The sequence below is a fragment of the Pseudoalteromonas sp. AOP7-A1-14 genome, assembly GCF_052376275.1.
Classification (GTDB): Bacteria; Pseudomonadota; Gammaproteobacteria; order Enterobacterales; family Alteromonadaceae; genus Pseudoalteromonas.
Window position 1 is genome coordinate 1 of the sequence record NZ_JBQSVO010000301.1, and the last position, 437, is coordinate 437.

Below are 437 nucleotides of genomic sequence, written 5' to 3' on the forward strand. Positions count from 1 at the left end.
GTCTTAATACGCACTTGCCAGCGAGTTTAAATTATCGCTGTGATAGTCACTTTATAGCGCGAACAGTGCAAAACTTAATCGGTAACGCACTTAAGTATGCTAAGCAACAAGTTAAAGTGTCGTTGTATGAACATAAAGATGACCTGATACTTGCCGTTGAAGATGACGGCCCAGGCATTGATATTGCGCAGTGGGATAACGTATTTAAACCATTCACTCGATTAGATAAAAGCCGAGATAAAAAAACGGGTGGATTTGGTTTAGGGCTTGCCATCGTGGCTAAGATTGTTTCATGGCATCAAGGGGATTGCCAACTAAGCAATTCTTCTTTAGGTGGCGCAAAGTTTATAATTCTCCTTCCCAAGCAAGTGTCATAACTGACATTTAACAGACACAGCATATAAAAAAAGCGCCATTTCAAATAATTGAAGGCGCTT

At 40.3% G+C, this 437-nt stretch carries 1 protein-coding gene; it reads left to right on the plus strand.

All coding sequences use genetic code 11. The features are described from left to right. The coding region (locus ACT3RM_RS18210; protein ID WP_444511559.1) for an ATP-binding protein at nt 1–377 on the plus strand (377 nt) is incomplete at its 5' end. Nucleotides 378–437 lie beyond the last annotated feature (60 nt).